The organism is Cellulomonas sp. P1_C4, assembly GCF_056406355.1.
The window spans coordinates 155507-173511 of record NZ_JBFUAI010000008.1 but is presented as its reverse complement, the minus strand read 5'-3'; the positions used below and the strand labels follow the sequence as shown (position 1 = coordinate 173511).

Sequence of the window (18005 nt, the reverse complement as noted above, 5' to 3'; positions counted from 1 at the left end):
CTCCGCGAGCGAGCGCTCCGCCGCGGTCAGGTCCGTGTGAGCGGTCACCAGGTCGGCGGCGGCGGCCAGCGCGGCGTCCCGGTCGCCCCGCGACGCGGCCAGGCCGCGGGCGGCCTCGAGCGCGGTGAGGAGGGCGGTCCGCGCGGTCGGTCGCGCGGCCAGCCACTGGTCGTCGGTGTCGATCGCGGCGACCAGGTCGTCGATGGCGTGCCCCGCCTGGCGGACCGCGCGGCGCCGGGACTCGAGACCCGCCTCGACGTCGACCAGTCGACCGAGCGCCGCGGACAGCTCGACCGCCGCCCGGCCCTCCGCCTGCACGTGGGTGCGCAGATCGGTGGCGGGTGGGGGCGTGGCCAGGTCGGCGGGCGCGGCGTCGAGCGCGGCGGTCACGGTCTTGCGGGCGGCATCCAGGGCCGTGCGGGCGCGCTGGGCGCCGACCAGCAGGGGCCGCACCGCCTGCGCCGCCCGTGCGGCGGTCAGCTGGAGGATCGCTTCGGCGTTCAGGTCGGCGGACGCCTCGAGCTCCGCCCGCTCGGCGCGCAGCGTGTCCCGACGGCGGAGCAGTGCGTGCGTGGCCGTCGCCTCGTCGAGGTGCGCGCGCGCCGACTGCCGCGCCGCGTCGGCGTCCACGGCGGCGGCCCGCGCTCGACACGCGTGATCGTCGAGCACATCGGTCCGCGCGAGCACCGCAGCCTGCACGGCGGCCACGAGCTCGTCGTTCCGGAGTACGGCGGCGTCGATGGCCGCCCGGAGCTCCGTGGCCTCCTCCGCGTCGAGCCGCGCGGCACCGACCAGCTGCGAGGTCCCCGACGTGAGGGCGGCCCGCGCCGCCTCGCTCGCCCGTTCGCTCTCGCGGCGCATCTCTGCCAGGCGCTGCTGCAGGCGCTCGTACACCTCGGTGCCGAAGATCTTCTGCAGCAGTCCGCGCCGCTCCTCGGGCTTGGCGCGCAGGAAGTGCGCGAACTCGCCCTGCGGCAGCACGATCGTCTGCACGAACTGGGCGCGGTCCAGCCCGACGGCCTGCTGGATCTCGGCGCCGATCTCGTCCAGCCGGTTGCCCAACGGGACACCGACGGCGTCGAGGGTGGCCGGGTCGAGCTCGACCCCGGCGGGCACGCGCCAGGCCTTCACGCCGGCGTTCGCCGTGGTGGTGCCGACCCCGCGCCGCTTGGCGCGCTGGTACGCGGGCGTGCGGCGCACCCGGTAGATCCCCGACGGCACCTCGAACACGAGGTCGACGACGCTCTCGACGTCGTCCGGCGCGTAGGCCGACCGCAGCCGGTCCTCGGACGCCTCGCTCGACGCGACCTTGCCGTAGAGGGCGAACACGATGGCGTCGATGAGCGTCGACTTGCCCGAGCCGGTGGGCCCCTCGAGCAGGAACAGCCCGGCCTCGCCGAGCGCGTCGAAGTCGACGGTGTGCCGGCCGGCGAACGGGCCGATGGCCTGCACCGTGAGCGAGCGCAGGTGCATCAGGCGCTCCGCTCGATCGCCGCGACGTCCTCGTAGGCGCGCCGCAGCACGTCGACCTCGGCGGGCGTCGGCCGGTGCCCGGTGACGTGCGCGAGGAAGTCGGCGGTCACGTCGAGCGGGTCGTGCGCCGCGGTGATCACGGCTGCTCGGGAGGTCCCCGGCTGCTCCCCGGCGCGGTGCTGGACCACGAGGGCGTGGGGGAAGCGCTGCTTCACGCGGCGGTAGAGGTCCTGGGGCCGGTGCGCGTCGGTGACGGTCACGCGCGCCCAGTCGTCCGTGTGCTTCTCCCCCGCCGCACCCAGCAGCTCCTCCAGCGTGCCCGTCACGTCGGCGAGCCGGCGCGGGACCGGCGCGGCGACCAGCGACGTGCGGACCTCGCCGCCGGACAGGTCCACCAGGACGGACGACTTCGCGTGGTGCTGCTCGGAGAAGGAGTACGCCAGCGGAGAGCCGCTGTAGCGGAGCGTCGTGCCCGTCGGTCCGGTGAGGCCCTGCGGGCCGTGCAGGTGACCGAGCGCGACGTAGTCCGCGCCCGCGAACACCCCGGCCGCCACCTGGTCCACGCCACCGACCCGGATGTCCCGCTCGGACTCCGTCGGGGCGCCGCCGATGACGAAGGCGTGCGCGGCGACGACCGTCCGGGGCCGGGCGGCCCCGGAGCGCGCCTCGACGTCCGCTCGGATGCGCCGCATCGCCKCCGCGGCGACCGCCTCGTGCGAGCGGGCCAGCAGCTCGGGGCCGTCGGCCAGCTCCACGCGGGCGAAGTCGGGGTCGAGGTACGGGACGCCGTAGACCAGCACGTCGCCCTCGTCGTCGGCGATCACCACAGGTTCCGCCAGGCCCGCGACCCGCGTGCGCAGCCGGACCCGCTCCCGCATCAGGGCCGAGCCGAATCCCAGCCGCGTCGCGGAGTCGTGGTTGCCGGACGTGACGACCACGGTGGTGTGCTCGGCCAGCCTCGACAGGGTCTCGGACAGCAGCGTCACGGCCTCGACGGGCGGGATCGCGCGGTCGTAGACGTCTCCGGCGACGATTACCGCGTCGACGTTCTCGGCGCGCACGACGTCGACCAGGTGCTCGAGGTACGCCGCCTGATGGTCGAGCAGATCGACCCCGTGCAGCGTCCGGCCCAGGTGCCAGTCCGACGTGTGCAACAACCGCATGGCGCGAACGTAAACCAGCCCACCGACACACCGGCCGACCGGACGGGGGTGTCGGTCAGACGGCGGAAGGAAGCTCGCCGGACAGCCCCACCATGTCGAGGACGTCCCGCAGGACGCGGTGCGGGTCCAGCAGGCTGACCGGGATGCCTGCCTCGGACGCCGCGAGGTGCAGCTGCAGGACGAACGCGATGCCCGACGAGTCGATGAACGTGGCGAGTGTGGAGTCGACGACCACCGGGTTCCCGGTCACGAGCGCGAGGCCCATGCAGGCGCTCGCCTCGTCACGCAGCGCTGCGTCGATCTCTCCGACGAGGGCGATCACGGTGCGGTTCTCCTGGGCGTCGACCCGGATGGTCCCGGCCGCGGCCGAGTGCTCGATCAGGTCCATTGCTCCTCAGTTCTCGCCCCCGGTCGACGCGGGGCTGCATTCCGGCGGGACGACGCTACCCGTCCGCGCGGGATGCGCCATCCGAGATGTGGAACGGACACCGGCTTCACCCAGTTCCCCGACGCGGACGCGGTTAGCCTCTGCCCATGGCCACCACCGACCTCCCCGCCAGCCACGCCGACCTGCTGGAACGCCCCCTCTTCGGGCACCTGGCGACGGTCGCGCCCGACGGGTCCCCGCACAGCAGCGTCATGTGGTTCGTCTGGGACGGCGAGGTGCTGCGCTTCACGCACACGTCGACGCGGCAGAAGTTCAAGAACCTCCAGGCGGAGCCCCGCATCGCCCTCTCGATCCACGACCCCGAGAACGGCTATCGGGCGCTCGAGGTGCGCGGCGTCGTCGAGTCGACCGTGCCGGACGACGAGGTGGCCAGCTTCTACAAGTCGCTGCAGGAGCGGTACGGCGAGGACTACGCGATCACCGACGCCCCGAAGCGCGTGATCCTCACGGTCCGGCCGACGTCGTTCGTCGTGAAGTAGCGCTCAGCCCTCGGGGTCGGTGACGTCGGAGACGGTCGCACCCAGCGCCTTCACCAGCTCCGCGCCGTCGACGTTCGCCGCGACCCCGTGCGCGCCGGCGCCGATGGACACCGTCCGCGTGGGCACGCGGGAGTCCGCGACCACCGGCCAGTCCACCAGCGAGCCGAACGGCGTGATGGTGCCGCGCACGTACCCGGTGACGTCCTTGGCGGTGTCCGCATCGGGCATCGACAACCTCGTCACGCCGAGCAGAGCGCGCAGCTTGGGCCACGAGATCGTCCGGTCGCCGGGCACCAGCACGAACAGGAAGTCGTCGTCCCCGCGCCGCACCACGATCGTCTTCACGATGCCGGCGGGCTCGATGCCGCGCGCCTCGGCGGCCTCGGCCAGCGACTGGACGGGTCCGTGCCGGGTGACCTCGAACGGGATCCCGGAAGCCTCGAGGCCGGCGATGGCGCGCCGCTCCCCCTCGCTCGGTGCGGCTGCATCGCTCATCCGGTCACTGTAGGGACGGGCGCGCCCGGCGGCATGCTGGCGCTCCGGCGAAGGTGTGCGTTCGCCCACGACGAATGAGGGAGCGGTTCCTGGCGACGACCTGGGAGACTGGGCCGTCGTGAGCACGCCGTCCCCCGCCCCCGCCGACCCGTCCGGGTCCGGAGACGGGCGACCCCGCAGGGGCCCGCGMCGGGGACGGGGAGGACGCCGGCCCTCCGTTCGGACGAGCACGCGCGACGACAGCACCCGCACCGCCGCCCGCCGCGCCCGCGCCGCCGAGATCCGGCAGGCCGTCGACCTCCCGCCGATCGTCTACCCCGAGCAGCTGCCGGTCAGCGCCCGTCGCGCCGAGATCTCCGACGCCCTGCGCGACCACCAGGTCGTCGTCGTCGCCGGCGAGACCGGCTCCGGCAAGACGACGCAGATCCCCAAGATCGCCCTCGAGCTGGGCCGCGGCCGCGCCGGTCAGATCGGCCACACGCAGCCCCGCCGGATCGCGGCCCGCAGCGTCGCGGAACGGATCAACGAGGAGCTCGTCGGCGACCAGCCGCTCGGCGGGGTCGTCGGCTACCAGGTGCGGTTCACCGACGAGTCGAGCGAGTCGACGCTGGTCAAGGTGATGACCGACGGCATCCTGCTCGCGCAGATCCAGCGCGACCCGATGCTGTGGGCGTACGACACGCTCATCATCGACGAGGCCCACGAGCGGTCTCTGAACATCGACTTCATCCTCGGCTACCTCACGCGCCTGCTCCCCCAGCGCCCCGACCTCAAGGTCGTCATCACGTCGGCGACCATCGACTCCGACCGGTTCGCGCGGCACTTCGCGAACGCCGACGGGGTTGCGGCGCCCGTCGTCGAGGTCACCGGCCGCACCTACCCGGTCGAGATCCGCTACCGGCCGCTGTCGCCGGACGTGGAGGAGGGCGCGGCGCCGACGAAGAAGCGGGGGGCCGAGGATCGCGATCCGATGACCGCGATCTGCGAAGCCGTCGACGAGCTCTGCGCCGAGGGTCCCGGCGACATCCTCGTGTTCCTGTCCGGCGAGCGCGAGATCCGCGACGCCGAGGACGCGCTGCGTGGCTCGCTCGGCCCGCGCGTCTCCGATCCCCGCACCCCGGGGGCCGTCGAGCTGCTCCCCCTCTACAGCCGCCTGTCGGCGGCCGAGCAGCACCGGGTCTTCGAGCGGCACCAGAACCGCCGCGTGGTCCTGTCCACCAACGTCGCCGAGACCTCCCTGACCGTCCCGGGCATCCGCTACGTGATCGACCCCGGCACGGCGCGGATCTCCCGCTACTCCAAGGCAACCAAGGTCCAGCGGCTGCCCATCGAGCCGATCTCGCAGGCGTCGGCCAACCAGCGGTCGGGGCGCTGCGGGCGCGTCGCCGACGGCATCGCGATCCGGCTCTACTCGCAGGACGACTTCGACGCGCGGCCTCTGTACACCGAGCCGGAGATCCTTCGTACATCGCTCGCGTCGGTGATCCTGCAGATGATCGCGGTGGGCGTCGCGACCACACCGGAGGACATCGGCGAGTTCCCCTTCGTCGACCCGCCGGACACGCGCGCGGTGCGCGACGGCGTGCAGCTGCTCACCGAGCTGGGTGCGCTGGGTGACGGCAGGCTCACCGAGACCGGCCGGGCGCTCGCGCAGCTGCCGATGGATCCCCGGCTGGCGCGGATGATCGTCGAGGGCGGGCGCCGGTCCGTGGCTCGCGAGGTCATGATCATCGCGGCCGCGCTGTCGATCCAAGACCCGCGCGAGCGGCCGGTGGAGGAGCGCGAGAAGGCGGACCTGTCGCACGCCCGGTTCGCCGATCCCACCTCTGACCTGCTCACCTACCTCAACCTGTGGCACTACCTGCGGGACCAGCAGCGCGACCTGTCGGGGTCGGCGTTCCGCCGGATGTGCCGGGCCGAGCACCTCAACTACCTGCGCATCCGCGAGTGGCAGGACGTGGTCACGCAGCTGCGCGAGCTGGCCAAGCCGCTGGGCATCGTCGTGAACGCGCCGAAGCAGACACTCGAGACCGAGGGGCTCCGGCTCGAGTGGGGCGGCGACCGCATCCACGTCGCGATCCTGGCCGGGCTGCTCTCGCAGATCGGCATGCAGGAGGCGACCGAGGTCTCGACGCGGGGCAAGACCCCGGGCCGGCCCGACCGGCGTGGCCGCAACGAGTACCTCGGGGCCCGCGGCGCGCGATTCGCGATCTTCCCGGGATCGGGCCTCGCCCGGAAGCCCCCGGCCTGGGTCATGGCCGCCGAGCTGGTGGAGACCAGCCGCCTGTGGGGCCGCGATGTCGCGCGCATCCAGCCCGAGTGGGCGGAGGAGGTCGGCGCCCACCTGGTGAAGCGCGCGTACTCGGAGCCGGCCTGGTCGACCCGCCAGGGCGCGGCGACGGCGTTCGAGAAGGTGCTCCTGTACGGCGTGCCCATCGTCAACCAGCGCCGCGTGCTGTTCGCCAAGGTCGACCCCGAGCACGCCCGCGAGCTGTTCGTCCGGCACGCGCTGGTGCAGGGCGAGTGGACCACCCACCACGCGTTCTTCCACGAGAACAGGCGCCTCCTGGCCGAGGCTGAGGGTCTGGAGGCGCGCGCACGGCGTCGCGACCTGGTGGTCGACGACGACACGCTCTTCGCGTTCTACGACGAGCGCGTCCCGGACGACGTGGTCTCGAGCCGGCACTTCGACCAGTGGTGGAAGACCGCCCGGCGCGAGAACCCGGACCTGCTGACCTTCACGCGCGAGCTGCTGGTGGGCGAGGCCGGCGCGATCGACGAGGGCGCGTTCCCGTCGCGCTGGCCGCAGGGCGACCTGCGCCTCCCCCTGACCTACCAGTTCGAGCCCGGTACAGAAGCTGACGGCGTGACTGTACATATCCCTCTCTCGACGCTCGCGCGGCTCACGCCGGACGGCTTCGGCTGGATGGTGCCGGGTCTGCGCGAGGAGCTGATCACCGCCACCATCCGCGCGCTGCCCAAGCCCGTGCGCGTCCAGCTGGTCCCCGCGCCCGACGTGGCTCGCGGCGTCGCGGCCTGGATCGCGCAGCACACGGCCGACTGGGAGGACACCGTCCGCGCGGGCAACGCGGCTCCGTCGTTCCGCGACGTGTTCCGGCGCGCCGTCCGCGAGCTGCGGGATGTCGACGTGCCCGACGACGCGTTCGACGACGACCGGCTGCCGCCGCACCTGCGCATGACGTTCCGCGTGGTCGGCGACCGCGGGGGAGTGGTGGACGAGGGCAAGGACCTGCTCGTCCTGCAGCGCCGCCTGGCGGACCGCACGCAGAAGGCAGTCGACGACGCCGTCCGCACGGCGGTCCGGGCGGCGATGGAGGAGGCGCGGGCGGCGGGAGCGGGCCAGCCCGCGCCGGCGCTGCCGGCGAGCCCGCCCACCCCGCCAGCACCGAGCATCGACGTCGTGCGCACCGGGCTCACGACCTGGCCCGCCGACCTGCCGGAGCTCCCGGAGGTCGTCGAGGTCGGCAAGGTCCGCGCCTTCCCGTCCCTGGTCGAGGAGAAGGGCTCGGTCGCCGTGCGCGCGCTGGCCGACGAGTCCGCCCGGCCGGAGGCGGCCCGCCGAGGCCTGCGCCGCCTGCTCCTGCTCGACGTCGGCCTGACCCCCGGCCGGATCACGACCCGGTGGACGGGCACGCAGGCCCTCACGCTCGCCGCGAGCCCGTACCCCAGCACGGACGCGCTGGTCACGGACGTGCAGCTGGCCGCGATCGAGTCTCTGCTCACCGCGCCGGCCGACACCGTCCGGACCGCCGACGCCTACGCCGCGGCGCGCGCAGGAGTGCGGAACCGGCTCGAGGACACCGTGTTCGCCGTGGTCACCGACCTCGTCGCGGTGCTCACGGCCTGGCACGAGCTGGACGCCGAGATCCGCGACCGGTCCAGCCTCGCGCTGCTGGCCACCGCCCAAGACCTGCGCGCCCAGGCCGCCCGCCTCGTGCACGCCGGCTTCGTCAGCGAGGTCGGCGCCGCACGCCTGCCCCACCTCGCCCGGTACCTGCGGGCCGCACGCCACCGGCTGGTCAAGGCGGCCGAGAACCCGCAGCGCGACGCCGACCTGGCGTGGCAGGTCCAGGACGTCGAGGCGCTCTACGACGACGTCGTCGCCAAGCACCCGCGCGACGCGGAGCTCCGGGAGCTGCGCTGGATGCTCGAGGAGCTGCGCGTCAGCCTGTTCGCCCAGCAGCTGGGCACGCCCGTGCCGGTGTCGACCACCCGCATCAAGAAGGCGCTCGCCGCCTACTGAGGCTCGACGGGCCCGTCGTCGGTACCGGCCACCAGCTCGCCGCAGCTGACCTCCTGCGCCGTCGTCACCACGGGTTCGTCGGCGCCGGCCCCGAGGGCCACCTGCTCCGGCGCCGCGTTGGTCGCGTGCCGGCCGTCGGCGTCGAGATCCACGAACGTCCGGGTCACCGTGTAGGTGCCGGCGTCGTCGGCCACCGCGTTGAGGCCCGCGAGCCGGAGCGAGCCGCCGTCGGTCGAGCACCCGACACCGGTCCCGGTGCCCGCGAAGCCCCGGTCGAACGTGTACGGCTGACCCTGCTCGTTGGCCACCGGGGTCACGGCGCAGCCGGCGAGCGAGTAGACCAGGGCCTCCCGGCTGAGGTCGACCAGCGCGATGGGGATCTGGTCGGCCTGGACGCGATTGACGATCGCGGAGGCGGGGACGGGCGAGGCGGAGTCGATGGTCGCCGAGAACGTCGCGCCCGACGCCGTGGTGATGCCGAACTCGCGGCCGGCGCCGCCGCTGAGCCAGGCCTGGTCGGGTCGTCCGTCGCCGTCCACGTCGATCACGGCGACGACGTCGGCGCCCGCGGGTGCCGTCTCGTCGTTCGGGGCGCAGCCCGCCGCCGCAGCCGTCGACGGTTCCCCCGACGGCTCCTGCGAGGGCACGGGCGACGAGGACGGGGACGGCGAGGTGGTCGACGAAGCGACCGGCTCCGCTCCCTCGTCGTCGGCGGTCACCAGCAGGTACACGATGACGCCGACCGCCGCGGCGAGCAGGACGGCGAGCGCGATGATCCAGCCCCGACGGCGGTTCGGCGGCTCCTCGGGCGGCTCGGAGGCACCGGTGGGCGGGAACGGGCTCGTCATGTCCCTGGTCTACCGCATGCCGGAGGCCGCGCGGCGTACCGCGCGGCCTCGGAGCGGCACTCAGGCCTTGCGACGGAACAGCACCCCCGCCGCGACCCGCGCCACGACGAAGATCCCGACGCACCACGCCACGGCGGCCACCCACGAGTCGCCGATTGGCAGTCCGAGCAGGAGCCCGCGCAGGGTGTCGGTCACGGGCGTGATGGGGTTGTACGTCGCGATCGTCTCCAGCACCGACGGCATCGACTCCGGCGGCACGAACGCGCTCGACACGTACGGCAGGAACAGGATCGCGAAGGTGAACCCGGACGCAGCCTCGGGCCCGGACGCGACCACCCCGATGGCGACCGCCACCCAGGTGAGCGCCAGGACGAACAGCGCGATGAGGCCGATGGCCGCGGCCCAGTCCAGGGGCGACGCCGCGGCGTCGAAGCCGATGAGGAAGGCCACGCCGATCACCAGCGCGGTGGAGACGGCGTTGCGCGCCATGCTCGCGACCACGTGCCCGGTGAGCACGCCCGTGGGCCGGATGGGCAGTGACCGGAACCGGTCGATGATGCCGCCGGTCATGTCGCTGGCGACCTCCACGGCGGTGTTGGCGGAGCCGTACCCGGCGGTGAGCAGGATGATGCCGGGCACCACCCAGTCGACGTAGGCGCCGCCGGTGTCGATGGCGCCGCCGAACACGTAGACGAACATCAGCAGCAGGGCCAGCGGCAGGATCACCGCCATGAGCACGGTGTCCATCTGGCGCAGGGACCGGCGCAGGCACCGGCCGATCAGCGCGGACGTGTCGTGCCAGCTCCAACCGAGGGCGGGCACCTCTGTGGGTGCGGTGAGCGTGGTCATCAGTACTCCCGGGAGGCGACGAGGGCGGGCGTGGTGGTGGTCTCGGGCTCGGTGGGCCGGCCCGTCAGGGTGAGGAAGACGTCGTCGAGCGTGGGGGAGCGGACCTCCCAGGCGTCGACGGCGACGCCGCGGTCCTCGATGCCGGCGAGGATCCGGCGCACGTCCGGCACGGAGCCGTCGGTGAGGATGCGCTCCTCGGACCCGTCCTTGAGGTGGAGCTCGACGTGCGCCGAGCCGACGGCCCGCTTGAGCTCGCGCGCCGTGCCGTCAGCGATCACGCGCCCGCGGTCGATGACGGCGATCCGGTCGGCCAGCTGGTCGGCCTCCTCGAGGTACTGCGTCGTGAGCAGCACGGTGGTGCCCTCGGCGACGACCTCCCGGATGACGTCCCAGAGGTCGTTACGGCTGCGCGGGTCGAGGCCCGTCGTCGGCTCGTCGAGGAACACCACCTGCGGCCGGGCCAGGAGGCCGACCGCGAGGTCGAGCCGGCGCCGCATGCCGCCGGAGTAGGTCTTGACCACCCGCTTGCCGGCGTCGGTCAGGTCGAAGAGCTCGAGCAGCTCCGCGCTGCGGGTGCGCACCTCCGAGCGGCCCAGGTGCGCGAGCTTCGCCATGAGGTGCAGGTTCTCGACGCCCGTGAGCAGGTCGTCGACCGCCGCGAACTGGCCGGTGAGGCTGATCGCCGCCCGCACCTGCTCGGCCTGCCGGACCACGTCCTTGCCGACGACGTGCGCCGTGCCGCCGTCGGGCCGCAGCAGCGTGGACAGGATGCGCACGGTCGTGGTCTTGCCGGCGCCGTTGGGGCCGAGGAGCGCGAGCACCTCGCCCCGAGCGACGTCGAGGTCGACGCCGTCGAGCACGGTCAGGTCGCCGTAGGACTTGCGCAGCCCCCGGGCGACGACAACAGGAGCGGTCATCGCGATCTCGCCTTCTGTGTATGCCATAAACTGTGTGTGTACCTCATACACACTTGTAGGATCGACCGTCAAGGAGGTGTCGTGGACAACGACGACGAGACGCGTGCGGCCGAGGCGCTGCGCCGCGACCGCGAGAAGGCCGAGCGCGCCGAGGCCAAGGAGGCGGACCGGCTGCGCCGCGAGCTGGAGAAGGCCGACCGCGACGCCGAGCGCGCCGCGCAGAAGGAGGCCGAGCGCTCCCGCAAGGACGCCGAACGGCTCGAGCGCGAGCGCCTGAGGGCCGAGCAGGACCTGGCCAAGGAGGCCGAGCGGCTGCGCAACGAGCGCGAGCGCGAGGCGCAGCAGGCGGTCAAGGAGGCCGCGCGGCAGCTCCGCGAGGCCGAGAAGGCCCAGCGCGCGGCAGCCCTGGCCCAGCAGCAGGCGGCCCGCGCGGCCGAGAAGGCCCGACGCCAGGCCGTGCGCGTGGCGGGGGCCGAGGGCCCGCCGGTGGAGCTGCCCCCCGGCATCGCCGTGCTGTGGCGCACGCCGGTCGAGGGTCGGCCGGGTCCGCGCCCCAGCCTCACGCTCGAGCAGATCGCCGATGCGGGGATCGCTCTGGCGGACGCCGAGGGCATCGACGCCGTCTCCATGGCCCGGCTTGCCGAGTCCCTCGGCTTCACGACGATGTCGCTCTACCGGTACGTGTCCTCCAAGGACGAGGTGCTGGCCCTCATGTCCGACCGTGCCGCCGGGCGCCCGCCCGTCCTCGGGCCGGAGGTCGGCGGTTGGCGCGAGCGGCTCGAGCTGATCCTCGCCATCCAGCGGCCGATCCTGCGCGCGCACCCGTGGCTGGCGCGCACGACCACCGTGCTGCACGCGGTGGGTCCCGGCCGGCTCGCGTGGATGGAGGGGATGCTGTCCGCCCTCGAGGACACGCCCTTGTCCGAGCGGCAGAAGGTGGGCGCGATCGGTCTGCTGGCCACGCACGCCCTGGACCAGCTGCGCGTCACCGAGGAGCTGACCGACAGCCGGCGCACGGCGGCCGTGGGTGCGGCGGACGGCGCCGACGAGTCCCCCGACCTGGGCGCCCTCCTCGGCGTCCTGGCGTCGCCGTCCGCGCACCCCGCGCTGCTGAGGGCGGTCGACGAGGGCGCGTTCTCGTTCGGTCCGGACGACCGCGCCGACGACGGCGAGAGCCTCGACTTCGGGACCATCCTCATCCTCGACGGCATCGAGCGCCTCATCGCGCTCGCGACCCCGACGGCCTGAGCCGCCCACAGCCCCCGACACGCACAGAGGGCCGGCGTCGGTGTCGGCGGTCCCGGGCAGACTCGACGCATGACCTCGCAAGACGTCCCGCGCACCGGCCGCTGCTTCGGCGACGGCAACCCGCTCTACGAGCAGTACCACGACGAGGAGTGGGGCGTGCCCGTCCACGACGAGCACGCGCTCTTCGAGCGGTTCGCGCTCGAGGGCTTCCAGTCCGGCCTCGCCTGGATCACCGTGCTGCGCAAGCGGCCGGCCTTCCGCGCGGCGTTCGCCGGGTTCGACCCGGAGGTCGTCGCGGAGTTCGGCGACGAGGACGTCGCGCGACTCATGGGCGACGCGGGCATCGTGCGCAACCGCGCCAAGATCGAGGCCACCATCGCCAACGGGCGCGCACTGCGGGAGCTGCACGCCGCCGGCGGCACCCTGGAGCAGGTCCTGTGGTCGCACGCACCCGACCGGACCGCCCACGTCCGGCCCGTGACCTGGGCCGACGTCCCGGCGCAGACGCCCGAGTCCCGCGCGCTCGCCACGCAGCTCAAGTCGCTCGGCTTCCGGTTCGTCGGTCCCGTCACCGCGTACGCCGCCATGCAGGCCTGCGGAGTCGTCGACGACCACCTCGCCACGTGCCCGTCGGCCGGCGCGCCTCACCCGTCGGAGTGAGCGCTACTCCTGCCGGGTGACGCTGCTGTGCAGCTCTCGGAACCGGGTGTGACGCGGACTACAGTGCGGGCCTATGACGGAGATGCCCGACGACGACGCACGGCGCGATGCCGAGCGCGCGGCGGCGGAGGCTCTCGCGGACAACGTCGCCCCCGACGCCCGGACCCTCGCCGCGGTGCAGGACGGGCTGCTGTCCGTCCCCGCCGGATCCCCGACGTCGTGGTTCGACGTGCCGTCGCAGCGGAGCCGCATGCAGTCGGGGAACCTGTTCCCTCGCCGCCCGCACTGAGGAGGCTCAAGCCACCCGCGCACGCGCCGCTCCTCGCCGGTTGGACGGCGCCGGACACTCACGTCTCACAGGTCGAGCAAGGTTGCCCAGCATGTGATCGCCGGTCTAGCATCGCGCCTACCATCCAGAGCGGCCGAGAGACCTGGCTCGACGACGCCGCAGCAACCCCCCTCCCCGCCGAGGGTGTGGGTGCTTCCGCCAGGGACGATGGAGTGAGCAATGTCCCCGCAGACCACGTGTCCCCGCACCGCACCGGTGCCGACGACCGGACCGGTCGCGCCGTGAGCGCGGCCGCCGTGGAACCGCGCACGCCCGGCCTGCACGCCGCGCCGGCGGCCCGCCCGCAGACCGCGAACGACCGCCCGACGATCTCCTTCGAGCTCTTTCCGCCGCGGAACCCCGATGCGGCACCCCGACTCTGGGCGACCATCCAGGCGCTCGAGTCCGTCCACCCGGACTTCGTGTCCGTCACCTACGGCGCGTCGGGCAAGACCCGCGTCACCACGCGCGCGCTGGTCCGCCGGCTGCTGCGCGAGACGACGCTCAACCCGATCGCGCACCTGACCTGCGTCGGCACGTCGCGCGCGGAGATCACGGAGATCGTCGGGGAGTTCCTCGACGAGGGCCTGCGGTCGTTCCTCGCGTTGCGCGGTGACCCGCCCACCGAGCAGAGCGACTGGGCGGCCCACCCCGACGGTCTGCAGACGGCCGGCGAGCTGGTCGAGCTGCTGCGCGACATCGAGGCCCAGCGCTGCGCGGACAGCCCGTCGCAAGCGGTCCGGGCGAGGGTGCGCCCGCTGTCCGTCGCGGTCGCGGCGTTCCCCCGCGGCAACCACGCCACCGGCGGCACGCGCGCTCAGGACGTCGCCTCGCTCTTGGCCAAGCAGCAGGCCGGCGCCGACTTCGCGATCACGCAGGTGTTCTTCGACGCGGACGACTACCTGGGTATCGTGGCCGAGGCCCGTGAGGCCGGCGTGACCATCCCGATCATCCCGGGCATCATCCCGACCACGGACCCGGCCCGCCTGCTGCGGGTGCAGGAGCTGACCGGCGTCCCGGTGCCGGACAAGCTCCTGGACCTGCTGGGCTCCGCCGACGACGAGCTCGACCGCCACCGCCGGGGGATCCGCGCGAGCGTCGACCTGGTCAACGGCGTCCTGGACGGCGGAGCACCCGGCGTCCACCTGTACACGTTCAACCAGCACCATGCCGCACTTGACCTGCTCGAGGGTGCACACCTCGACGGCGGAGCTCGGACAGCTCCCGACCTGGCCGGATGGCCGCAGGACACGGCACCCGCCCGACCCCCGAGGGACTGAGAAAGCAATGAGCACTCCGAACTTCCCCGCCAGCTCCGTGCTCGGTTACCCGCGCATCGGCCCGCGCCGCGAGCTCAAGAAGGCCCTCGAGGCGTTCTGGGCCGGTCGCACGACGGCCGAGGAGGTCGAGGCGACCGCCGCCGGCCTGCGCAAGCGCACGCGCACGCGCCTGGCCGAGCTGGGCCTGGCCACCGACGTGCCGGCCATCCCGAGCGCGTTCTCCTTCTACGACCACGTGCTCGACGCGACCGCCGTGGTGGGTGCCGTGCCGGCCCGCTTCGCGGACGTCGTCGGCGCCGACGGCGCCCTCGACCTGGCGGGCTACTCGACCGTGGCCCGCGGCCGCGGCGACGACCTGCCGCTCGAGATGACCAAGTGGTTCGACACCAACTACCACTACCTGGTCCCCGAGATCGGTCCGGAGACCGAGTTCCGCTTCGCCAGCGACCGCCCCGTGCGGGAGTTCGCCGAGGCCCTCGCGGACGGCGTCCTAACGCGCCCGGTCATCGTCGGCCCCGTCACCTACCTCGCCCTGGCCAAGGCCACCGAGGACGCGCCCGAGGGCTTCGCGCCGATCGACCGCCTGGCCGACCTGCTGCCGGTCTACGCCGAGCTCCTGCAGGCCCTCGCGGCCGCCGGCGCCACCTGGGTCCAGCTCGAGGAGCCCGCCCTGGTCTCCGACTCGATCGCCGTGCCCGCCGAGCAGCTGCTCGCGTCCGTCATCGAGGCGTACCGCGCGCTGGCGACGGACCTGACCGACCGTCCGGCCATCCTCGTCGCGGCGCCCTACGGCGACCTCGGCGCGGCGTTCCCGGTGCTCGCCGCCACGGACGTCGAGGCCATCGGCATCGACCTGGTCCGCGGCCACGCGCCGACCGAGAAGGTCCCGGGCCTGGAGACCAAGACGCTGGTCGCCGGCGTGATCGACGGCCACAACATCTGGCGTGCGGACCTGGACGCGAAGCTGCAGATCCTCGAGCAGCTCGAGGGTCTCGGCGCCGCCGCGGTCACCGTCGGCACCTCGACGTCGCTGTTCCACGTCCCGCACACGCTCGAGGACGAGCCGAAGCTCGACGCCACGCTGAAGACGTGGCTCGCGTTCGCCGACGAGAAGGTCGTCGAGGTCGTCACCCTGGCCGAAGGTCTCACCGAGGGTCGCGAGGCCATCCACGAGCAGCTGCTCGCCGCGACCGACGCCGCCACCTCCCGCCGCACGGCGCCGGGCGTCGTCAACCCGGCCGTCCGCGACCGTGTGGCCGCGCTCGACGAGGCCGCGTTCAGCCGCGGCTCCTTCGACGAGCGCAAGGCCGCCCAGGCTGCCCGGCTCAACCTGCCGCCGCTGCCGACGACGTCCATCGGCTCGTTCCCGCAGACCACCGAGATCCGCACCGCCCGCGCCGCGTTCGGCAAGGGCGAGCTGACCGAGGAGCAGTACGACGACGAGATGAAGGCGGAGATCCGCCGCGTCGTCGAGCTGCAGGAGAAGATCGGCTTCGACGTGCTGGTGCACGGCGAGCCCGAGCGCAACGACATGGTCCAGTACTTCGCGGAGAACCTCGACGGGTTCGCCGTGACGCAGAACGGCTGGGTCCAGTCGTACGGCTCGCGCTGCACGCGTCCGTCGATCCTGTGGGGCGACGTCTCGCGGCCCAAGCCGATCACGGTCGAGTGGTCGTCGTACACGCAGTCGCTGACCGAGAAGCCGGTCAAGGGCATGCTCACGGGTCCGGTCACCATCCTCGCGTGGTCGTTCGTCCGCGACGACCAGCCCCTCGGCGACACCGCCAACCAGGTCGGCCTGGCCCTGCGCGACGAGATCGCCGACCTCGAGGCCGCCGGCATCGCCGTCATCCAGGTGGACGAGCCCGCGCTGCGCGAGCTGCTGCCCCTGCGCGTCGAGGACCACCCCGCGTACCTCGACTGGTCGGTCCGCTCGTTCCGGCTCTCCACCGCCGGCGTCCGCCCCGACACGCAGATCCACACCCACCTCTGCTACTCGGAGTTCGGCGAGATCATCGGCGCGATCGACGGCCTCGACGCCGACGTGACGTCGATCGAGGCAGCCCGCTCGAAGATGGAGATCCTCGGCGACATCTCGGCGGCCGGCTACCCGCGCGGCATCGGCCCGGGCGTCTACGACATCCACTCGCCCCGGGTGCCCAGCGAGGCCGAGGTCGAGGAGCTGCTCACCGAGGCCGTCAAGGCCATCGCGGTGGACCAGCTCTGGGTCAACCCGGACTGCGGCCTGAAGACCCGCCGCTACGAGGAGGTCGCCCCGTCGCTGGAGCACATCCTCGAGGCGACGCGGAAGGTGCGCGCGACGCTCTGATCCTCCTCACGACGGCCCCGGACATCGCCAAGGTGTCCGGGGCCGTCGTGCGTCCTAGGGTCGGCGCGTGACGATCTTCGACACCGTCCCGCTCGACCAGCTCCGCCGCCGCACCAGCGGCAAGTGGCGGACCTACCCGCCCGACGTCCTGCCTCTCTTCGTCGCCGAGATGGACGTCCCCCAGCCCGAGCCGGTGATCCGCGCGGTGAGCGACGCCATGCGTGCCGGCGACACGGGCTACCCGCACGGCCACGCCTTCGCCGAGGCGATGGCCGAGTTCGCCGCGCAGCGCTGGGGCTGGCAGGTCGACGTCGCCGCCTCGCGCCTGGCGTCCGACGTGATGGTGGGCCTCGTCGAGGCACTGCGGATGGTCACGGACCCCGGCAGCGCCGTGGTCATCAACCCACCGGTCTACCCACCGTTCCGCGCGTTCCTCGAGCACGCCGGCCACCTCGTCGTCCCCGCCCCGCTCGGCCCGGACGGTCGGCTGGACCTGGACGCGCTCGACCAGGCGTTCGCCCGCGCCCGCGCGCACACCTCCCGTCCGGGGTACCTGCTGTGCCACCCGCACAACCCGACCGGCACCCTGCACACCGCGGCCGAGCTGCGGTCCGTGGGCGAGATGGCCGCACGCCACGGAGTCCGCGTCGTCGCCGACGAGATCCACGCGCCGCTGGTGCCGGGCGGGCGGACGTTCGTGCCGACCACCACCCAGATCCCCGACGCCATCGCGGTGCACTCCGCCTCGAAGGCGTTCAACCTCGCCGGCCTGCGCGCCGCGGTGCTGGTCCCCGGTCCGCAGGCCGCCGCGGACCTGGCCCGGATGTCCTACGTCGTGGGCGACGGCGTCATGCACGTCGGCACGCTCGCCGAGACGGTGGCCTACCGCGAGTGCGGGCCGTGGCTGGACCAGGTGCTCGACGGGCTGGCCGACAACCAGCGGCTCCTCGCGGGGCTGTTGGCCGACCGCGTGCCCGACGCCGTCTGGTCCCCGCCCGAGGGGACCTACCTGGCGTGGATCGACCTGCGGGCGTTCGCCGCCGTCCGCGCGGGTGCCGACCCGGCCGAGCTCTGCCTGCGACGCGGGCGCCTCGCCGTCACCTCCGGGCCGACCTTCGGCGACGGGGGCCAGGGGCACGTGCGGCTCAACCTCGCGGCATCGACCTCCACGCTCACCGACGCGGTGGGACGCATGGCCCTGGCCCTGACCGACTGACATCGATT

General features: G+C 73.5%; 15 protein-coding genes and 1 riboswitch. Of the genes, 8 read left to right on the top strand and 7 right to left on the bottom strand.

Annotated elements, in window-relative coordinates; genetic code table 11:
* From AC1DYZ_RS08545 to AC1DYZ_RS08535, 3 genes are all read right to left on the bottom strand, one after another.
* On the bottom strand, positions 1 to 1473 hold a 1473-nt coding region (locus AC1DYZ_RS08545; RefSeq protein WP_477064767.1), incomplete at its 3' end, for an AAA family ATPase.
* Complete coding sequence (locus tag AC1DYZ_RS08540; RefSeq protein ID WP_477064766.1) at positions 1473 to 2636, bottom strand: exonuclease SbcCD subunit D; 1164 nt, start codon at positions 2634 to 2636, stop codon at positions 1473 to 1475. The genes AC1DYZ_RS08545 and AC1DYZ_RS08540, both read right to left, overlap by 1 nt.
* 55 nt (positions 2637 to 2691) lie before the next feature.
* Complete coding sequence (locus AC1DYZ_RS08535; RefSeq protein ID WP_477064765.1) at positions 2692 to 3024, bottom strand: STAS domain-containing protein; 333 nt, start codon at positions 3022 to 3024, stop codon at positions 2692 to 2694.
* Positions 3025 to 3170: 146 nt separating this feature from the next.
* On the opposite strand from AC1DYZ_RS08535, the gene AC1DYZ_RS08530 reads away from it, so the two are divergent.
* Positions 3171 to 3563, top strand: coding sequence for a PPOX class F420-dependent oxidoreductase (locus AC1DYZ_RS08530; RefSeq protein WP_477064764.1), 393 nt, complete (start codon positions 3171 to 3173; stop codon positions 3561 to 3563).
* A 3-nt stretch (positions 3564 to 3566) separates the two neighbouring features.
* Here AC1DYZ_RS08530 and AC1DYZ_RS08525 read toward each other — a convergent pair whose 3' ends face one another.
* Entirely contained in the window at positions 3567 to 4058 is a 492-nt protein-coding gene (locus tag AC1DYZ_RS08525; protein ID WP_477064763.1) for an aminoacyl-tRNA deacylase, read from the bottom strand.
* A gap of 118 nt (positions 4059 to 4176) precedes the next feature.
* Between AC1DYZ_RS08525 and hrpA the strand changes: the two genes are divergently transcribed.
* A complete protein-coding gene (hrpA, locus tag AC1DYZ_RS08520) occupies positions 4177 to 8322 on the top strand; it encodes an ATP-dependent RNA helicase HrpA (protein WP_477064762.1) in 4146 nt (1381 codons plus the stop codon).
* Here the strand turns inward: hrpA and AC1DYZ_RS08515 are convergent.
* Genes AC1DYZ_RS08515 through AC1DYZ_RS08505 form a run of 3 tightly spaced genes read right to left on the bottom strand, consistent with a single transcriptional unit; the run spans position 8316 to position 10963 of the window.
* Positions 8316 to 9170, bottom strand: coding sequence for a hypothetical protein (locus AC1DYZ_RS08515; protein ID WP_477064761.1), 855 nt, complete (start codon positions 9168 to 9170; stop codon positions 8316 to 8318). The genes hrpA and AC1DYZ_RS08515 overlap by 7 nt on opposite strands.
* A gap of 60 nt (positions 9171 to 9230) precedes the next feature.
* Positions 9231 to 10019 (bottom strand): ABC transporter permease, encoded by a 789-nt coding sequence (locus AC1DYZ_RS08510; protein ID WP_477064760.1) that lies wholly within the window; start codon positions 10017 to 10019, stop codon positions 9231 to 9233.
* The gene (locus AC1DYZ_RS08505) at positions 10019 to 10963 is read right to left on the bottom strand and encodes an ATP-binding cassette domain-containing protein (protein WP_477064759.1); all 945 of its coding nucleotides are present in this window, start codon (positions 10961 to 10963) and stop codon (positions 10019 to 10021) included. Before AC1DYZ_RS08505 ends, AC1DYZ_RS08510 begins: the two co-directional genes overlap by 1 nt.
* Before the next feature lie 54 nt (positions 10964 to 11017).
* On the opposite strand from AC1DYZ_RS08505, the gene AC1DYZ_RS08500 reads away from it, so the two are divergent.
* The 6 genes from AC1DYZ_RS08500 to AC1DYZ_RS08475 all read left to right on the top strand — a co-directional run bounded on the left by AC1DYZ_RS08500 (position 11018) and on the right by AC1DYZ_RS08475 (position 17997).
* On the top strand, positions 11018 to 12184 hold the full coding sequence (locus AC1DYZ_RS08500) for a TetR/AcrR family transcriptional regulator (RefSeq protein WP_477064758.1): 1167 nt from the start codon (positions 11018 to 11020) through the stop codon (positions 12182 to 12184).
* A gap of 69 nt (positions 12185 to 12253) precedes the next feature.
* Positions 12254 to 12844 (top strand): DNA-3-methyladenine glycosylase I, encoded by a 591-nt coding sequence (locus tag AC1DYZ_RS08495; RefSeq protein WP_477064757.1) that lies wholly within the window; start codon positions 12254 to 12256, stop codon positions 12842 to 12844.
* A gap of 73 nt (positions 12845 to 12917) precedes the next feature.
* Positions 12918 to 13133, top strand: a complete 216-nt coding sequence (locus AC1DYZ_RS08490) for a hypothetical protein (RefSeq protein ID WP_477064756.1) — start codon at positions 12918 to 12920, stop codon at positions 13131 to 13133.
* Between the two features lie 117 nt (positions 13134 to 13250).
* Positions 13251 to 13347, top strand: a riboswitch (SAM riboswitch).
* 67 nt (positions 13348 to 13414) lie between these two features.
* Positions 13415 to 14452, top strand: coding sequence for a methylenetetrahydrofolate reductase (locus AC1DYZ_RS08485; protein ID WP_477064776.1), 1038 nt, complete (start codon positions 13415 to 13417; stop codon positions 14450 to 14452).
* Positions 14453 to 14459: 7 nt separating this feature from the next.
* Positions 14460 to 16781, top strand: a complete 2322-nt coding sequence (gene metE / locus AC1DYZ_RS08480; protein WP_477064755.1) for a 5-methyltetrahydropteroyltriglutamate--homocysteine S-methyltransferase — start codon at positions 14460 to 14462, stop codon at positions 16779 to 16781.
* A gap of 67 nt (positions 16782 to 16848) precedes the next feature.
* Positions 16849 to 17997, top strand: a complete 1149-nt coding sequence (locus AC1DYZ_RS08475) for a MalY/PatB family protein (protein ID WP_477064754.1) — start codon at positions 16849 to 16851, stop codon at positions 17995 to 17997.
* The last annotated feature ends 8 nt before the right edge of the window (positions 17998 to 18005 follow it).

Coding starts and splice junctions, on each gene's coding strand:
- AC1DYZ_RS08530 (WP_477064764.1), top strand. CDS start 3,171: ATGGCCACCACCGACCTCCCCGCCAGCCACGCCGACCTGCTGGAACGC.
- metE (WP_477064755.1), top strand. CDS start 14,460: ATGAGCACTCCGAACTTCCCCGCCAGCTCCGTGCTCGGTTACCCGCGC.
- AC1DYZ_RS08525 (WP_477064763.1), bottom strand. CDS start 4,058: ATGAGCGATGCAGCCGCACCGAGCGAGGGGGAGCGGCGCGCCATCGCC.
- AC1DYZ_RS08495 (WP_477064757.1), top strand. CDS start 12,254: ATGACCTCGCAAGACGTCCCGCGCACCGGCCGCTGCTTCGGCGACGGC.
- AC1DYZ_RS08490 (WP_477064756.1), top strand. CDS start 12,918: ATGACGGAGATGCCCGACGACGACGCACGGCGCGATGCCGAGCGCGCG.
- AC1DYZ_RS08505 (WP_477064759.1), bottom strand. CDS start 10,963: ATGGCATACACAGAAGGCGAGATCGCGATGACCGCTCCTGTTGTCGTC.
- AC1DYZ_RS08510 (WP_477064760.1), bottom strand. CDS start 10,019: ATGACCACGCTCACCGCACCCACAGAGGTGCCCGCCCTCGGTTGGAGC.
- AC1DYZ_RS08515 (WP_477064761.1), bottom strand. CDS start 9,170: ATGACGAGCCCGTTCCCGCCCACCGGTGCCTCCGAGCCGCCCGAGGAG.
- AC1DYZ_RS08535 (WP_477064765.1), bottom strand. CDS start 3,024: ATGGACCTGATCGAGCACTCGGCCGCGGCCGGGACCATCCGGGTCGAC.